Below are 4781 nucleotides of genomic sequence, written 5' to 3'. Positions count from 1 at the left end.
CGTCCCGCCCGTCCAAAAAGGACGGGCGGGACGCCCATCCCACAATCTTGTGGAAGTTATTTAATTCTCATTCCTAATTAGTCAGGAGTCGTTAGTCATTGGTCATCAGCCATTGGTAATTGGTAGTTGGTAATAAGAAGTCGAAAGTTAAAAGTTAAAACATTCCTTCTGACTAATGACTAATGACTAATGACTAATGACTTAAACTTTCGCTTCCAAGGACTTGAGAAACTCAGTATTTACCCCCGACTCGCGCGTCAGGGCAATTTTCCCAGTACGAGCAATTTCCTTAATCCCAAATCTATTCAGCACCTGGACGATCGCCACCATTTTACCGGGATCTCCGACAACTTCCAATGTCAGCGTATCATCACCAATATCCACCACTCGCGCTCTAAAAATTTGAGCTAACTCAATGATCTCCGATCGCGTCCCGCTAGCAGCATTAACTTTCAGCAACATCAACTCCCGTTCCACACAGGGAATTTCCGTTATATCCTGAACTTTAAGCACGTTAATCAACTTGTACAGTTGCTTTGTCAACTGTTCGATAATTTGGTCATCTCCCGGTACAACCATCGTAATCCGAGACACTCCCCCTTGTTCCGCCGGGCCAACGGCCAGACTTTCAATATTAAAACCCCGACGGGCAAACAAACCAGCAATTCGAGTGAGGACACCCGCTTCATCTTCAACTAAAACCGAAAGAGTGTGTTTCATCAGAAAATTGGGTAGAAACCTCGTCCTTTTAGGACGGCTTTATATTACAATATAATTGGTCAACGACCCACCCGAGACGATGGATCAAACAGCCTATACGAGCGAAGTTCAGCCCGAGGTGCTGGCGGCGAAGCAAAATCGGTAGACCGGTTCAAGAGGATAGGGCAATGGTAAACATCCCTAGAATCAAAACGAAGAAGAATTCCGTTTGGTATTCGACACATAAAAACCGCAGGGCTTGCGGGGTTAGTCTGTGGAGCGAACATAAGACCAAATCTCTTTTAGGGTGGAGGCAGTTGCGAAGAAGCAGAAATTCAAATCGTGAGGTTTGGGAATCCCTGTCCGCGACGGTCGGGGTGGATGTCAATTCTCCAAAAAGACGCATTTCGTGCAATTCTACTTTCGCTAATTCGCCTTTTAGCAGAAGTGCACGCCCATTGAACCTGCCTTAGACATTTTATCGCGAGTTATTGGCCGTTCATCTGCGGGAAAAAACAATATATTAAGCTGTGGGGGCCAGAGTCACCTCCGATCGACAATATTACTCATAGATCGGCGTAAATCCGCCCCCACCCGCTTATTATTGTCGATCGCACCCACATGATCTAAGTTTTTTTGTGTACGAACCTACACAATTACTTGAGCGAATAAAAACTTGAAAGGTCGGGCGGCCCACTGGGACTGAAATTTTGAGACCAATTGGTCTCAAAATTCCTTCAGAGAAAAACCCGGTGTTGCAGCGACGGCATTTGGCGGCGGACTTGTTCTAGTCGATCGGGATTAATTTCTGCAATTGCCACACCCGGTTCGTCTCCAGCATCCGCCAAAACGGCACCCCAAGGGTCTATAATCATCGCGTGACCGTGTGTTTGACGGCGGCCGTAGTGGTGTCCAGTCTGTGCCGGGGCAATCATATAACAAGTATTCTCGATCGCCCTAGCTTGCAACAAAACCTTCCAGTGATCCTTGCCAGTGTAAGCAGTAAACGCCGCAGGCACGAACAAAATATCAGCCCCCTTGTACGACAAGTGCCTGTACACTTCCGGGAACCGCACGTCATAGCACACGGAAAGTCCCAGCGTCCCCAACTCCGGCGACACATAAACCGGTGGCAAATCTTCACCAGCTTTCACAGTGTTCGATTCCCTGTAAGTAATGCCGTCGGGAACATCCACATCGAACAAATGTACTTTTTGGTACCTTGCCAGTTCAGTGCCGTTTGGGTCTACCAGCAAACAAGTATTGTATACCTTCCCCCCGGTCGTCGGCACGGGAAATCCGCCGCCCAGAATCGTTACCTGGAACCGTTGGGCCATCGTTTTGAGGAATTTTTCGCTTTGGAGTCCGATCGCCTCTGAAGAAGCAATTTTTTCCTCCTCTTCTCCCATGAACGAGAAATTTTCTGGTAAGGAAACTAACTCCGCACCCCGACGCACTGCCAGGTCGATTAATTCCTCTGCCTGAACCAAATTTTTTTGCAGGTCAGGCAAGCTAGTCATTTGAATTGCTGCGGCGAGATAAGACTTCATCGATTCAAAATATTAGTCAATAGTCAATAGTCATTAGTCATTAGTCATTAGTCATTAGCCATTGGGAACTAATTTGATAACTAAATAGTTTAGATCCTTGGGTTTTACCCATCTCGGCGCTGGTTTTGCCCGAACTGGTATGGTTTGAGAGTTTTGATATTTGAGTTTTAAATTAGCCTGTAACTCATAATTCAAAAATCAAAACTCTCAACTTTTACCTTCTAGGTTTTGCAACCTAATTTCCTTCAAATCTTACGGCATCGGATGGAAAAGCAGGTCGGGGAAAAAGCGGTTGAATTCAATTAAAGCCGCGCCTTGAATAGATAGCCAAAGGATAGCCAATACTGGTGCGGTCGAAAGAAACTTGACAAAGTATTGCATGAATTCTGCTCCTGAAAATTCGAGACAGTTAGTAATTGCCGATCGGTCTAGCGTGCTAATTGCTAATTTCTAGTTAATTACTTAACTGTTAGCTATTAGCTCTTCTCCATTTCCCAATTTTAGCGGGGGGAAACAGTAATTTCGTCGTCCTTCGCAAACATTTCACCGCTGGTGATTGATGTGAGAGCTGCCAGAGGCCATAAAACGCCGCTCAGCATACATTTGATTGCCAAAGGAACGTCGATAATAATCTCTTTTTCCTCTGGGGTTGCTGATTTTTTGGTAACTTGCAGATAAGAACGGCCTACCCAACCAATCCAACCAGCCATATACAAGAACAGTATGCTAGGAATCAAAAAGTCCCCTGCTTTGCTCAAGTTGCCGTCTACGATTAAGTGCGGGTATCCTTCCGGGCCGCACATAGCTTGAGAATAGCGATCGAACCGCGCTTTCGCAGATGCGGGGTCGCCATTGGTTGAACGTGCATTTTTAGCCAGTTCCTTGAATTCGGGAGAGTCCTTGCACGGCACTAAATTGTAAGCCGAAGCAACTGGAGCAAAACTGAACCAGACACTCAACACTAAAATTGCAGCAAACAATCGTCGCATGGAATTGTTTCCTTTTGTTACAAAACAATAAGTTTTTGTACAAGCATTTCAACTTGCCAATCTGGAATCCAGATTACCGTGTTTGTTGACAGTGTAAAGTATCCATCATTGATGTGGCAAAGCCCAATAGAATGAGGGATTCCCGTTCTCATAGGTCAATGCTGAGCTAGCAATACCGCGAGGATATTCCTTCATTGCATCCGATGATGGTCTTACCTGTCGATCGGGCAAAAATCCCTTAACAATAACCTGAGTACAGGTAGAGCGGGGGACTTGCGCCGAATTAGTTAAGCTAGCAATAACTAACCTATCAAATAAAATTAGCAGTTAATGGCAACCATTTTCGCGATCGAAACAAGTTGTGACGAAACAGCAGCAGCAATTGTTAAGAATCGTCAAGTTTGCAGCAATGTTGTAGCATCACAAATTAAAATCCACCAGCAGTATGGCGGAGTAGTGCCGGAAGTGGCTTCGCGGAGTCACCTAGAAATGCTCAATCAGGTAATTGCCCAGTGTCTCGGTGAAGCAAACCTCAGTTGGTCAGAAATTGACGGCATTGCAGCGACTTGTGCCCCCGGTTTAGTAGGTGCATTGTTAGTCGGGCTGACAGCGGCGAAAAGCTTGGCAATAGTCCATCAAAAACCTTTTTTAGGCGTCCACCACCTCGAAGGGCACATCTACGCTTCTTACCTTACCGAACCCGACTTGCAGCCACCGTTTTTGTGTTTGTTAGTTTCCGGGGGACACACTAGCTTTATTTACGTCAAAGATTGCGGCGTTTATGAAACAGTAGGACAAACACGCGATGACGCCGCCGGCGAAGCTTTTGATAAAGTTGCGAGACTGTTGCAGCTAGGATATCCCGGCGGGCCGCTGATTGACAAATTGGCCGCCCTTGGCAATCCCCAAGCATACCCTCTACCAGAAGGCAGAATTTCCTTGCCTGGTGGCGGCTATCATCCCTACGACAGTAGTTTTAGCGGCTTGAAAACCGCTGTTTTGCAATTAGTACAGAAACTCAAGAAACAAAATAACAATGTGGGTGCGGAAGGCATCTTACCTGCCTCTACAATTAATGATATTGCGGCCAGCTTTCAGGAAACAGTAGCCAAGGGTTTAACAAAAAGAGCGATCGACTGTGCCGTAAATTTCGGGCTTACCACTATTGTAGTCGGCGGGGGAGTTGCAGCAAACAGCGGACTCCGAAAACACTTACAAGCAGCAGCAGCCAAACACAACTTGCGGGTATTGTTTCCGCCATTAAAATATTGTACAGACAACGCAGCAATGATCGGCTGTGCGGCGGCCGAACACTTGCAGCGAGGACACACCTCACCGCTGACTTTGGGAGCAAATTCAAGAATGGCTGTCAGCGATATTATGGAAATGTACAAGAGTCATTAGTTATTATACGAATTTTTTATGAGGCTGCATAGAATCTGATCCCCCCTAGCCCCCCTTAATAAGCAGGGTGGATTAATTGTCAAAAGAGTAAACCAGTGGGGCTAGGCTATTTGCTGACGAGCACGCGCCAGATTTAATT

At 46.2% G+C, this 4781-nt stretch carries 5 protein-coding genes; 1 reads left to right on the top strand and 4 read right to left on the bottom strand.

Annotated features, from left to right (window positions below; genetic code table 11):
- Nucleotides 1–201 precede the first annotated feature (201 nt).
- The 4 genes from ilvN to QUB26_RS31175 form a co-directional block, all read right to left on the bottom strand.
- Nucleotides 202–720: an acetolactate synthase small subunit gene (gene ilvN / locus QUB26_RS31190; RefSeq protein WP_041622928.1), complete on the bottom strand. Its 519-nt coding sequence runs from the start codon at nucleotides 718–720 to the stop codon at nucleotides 202–204.
- Nucleotides 721–1436: 716 nt separating this feature from the next.
- Complete coding sequence (locus QUB26_RS31185) at nucleotides 1437–2249, bottom strand: carbon-nitrogen hydrolase family protein (RefSeq protein WP_333321173.1); 813 nt, start codon at nucleotides 2247–2249, stop codon at nucleotides 1437–1439.
- Nucleotides 2250–2501: 252 nt separating this feature from the next.
- Nucleotides 2502–2630, bottom strand: coding sequence for a photosystem I reaction center subunit IX (psaJ, locus tag QUB26_RS31180; RefSeq protein ID WP_106151078.1), 129 nt, complete (start codon nucleotides 2628–2630; stop codon nucleotides 2502–2504).
- Between the two features lie 119 nt (nucleotides 2631–2749).
- Complete coding sequence (locus QUB26_RS31175; protein WP_333172718.1) at nucleotides 2750–3238, bottom strand: Photosystem I reaction center subunit III; 489 nt, start codon at nucleotides 3236–3238, stop codon at nucleotides 2750–2752.
- Nucleotides 3239–3568: 330 nt separating this feature from the next.
- Here QUB26_RS31175 and tsaD point away from each other — a divergent pair, with 330 nt between their 5' ends.
- The gene (gene tsaD / locus QUB26_RS31170) at nucleotides 3569–4642 is read left to right on the top strand and encodes a tRNA (adenosine(37)-N6)-threonylcarbamoyltransferase complex transferase subunit TsaD (RefSeq protein ID WP_333246974.1); all 1074 of its coding nucleotides are present in this window, start codon (nucleotides 3569–3571) and stop codon (nucleotides 4640–4642) included.
- Nucleotides 4643–4781: the final 139 nt, after the last annotated feature.

It is taken from the genome of Microcoleus sp. B4-C1 (genome assembly GCF_036705285.1).
In the GTDB taxonomy this organism is placed as follows: Bacteria; Cyanobacteriota; Cyanobacteriia; order Cyanobacteriales; family Microcoleaceae; genus Microcoleus.
The sequence above is the reverse complement of the archived record's forward strand: the minus strand, read 5'-3'. Positions and strand labels throughout refer to the sequence as shown.

What these genes read in the sequence shown, in the direction of transcription:
- ilvN (WP_041622928.1), bottom strand. Translation starts at nt 720, where the DNA reads ATGAAACACACTCTTTCGGTTTTAGTTGAAGATGAAGCGGGTGTCCTC.
- tsaD (WP_333246974.1), top strand. Translation starts at nt 3,569, where the DNA reads ATGGCAACCATTTTCGCGATCGAAACAAGTTGTGACGAAACAGCAGCA.
- QUB26_RS31175 (WP_333172718.1), bottom strand. Translation starts at nt 3,238, where the DNA reads ATGCGACGATTGTTTGCTGCAATTTTAGTGTTGAGTGTCTGGTTCAGT.
- QUB26_RS31185 (WP_333321173.1), bottom strand. Translation starts at nt 2,249, where the DNA reads ATGAAGTCTTATCTCGCCGCAGCAATTCAAATGACTAGCTTGCCTGAC.
- psaJ (WP_106151078.1), bottom strand. Translation starts at nt 2,630, where the DNA reads ATGCAATACTTTGTCAAGTTTCTTTCGACCGCACCAGTATTGGCTATC.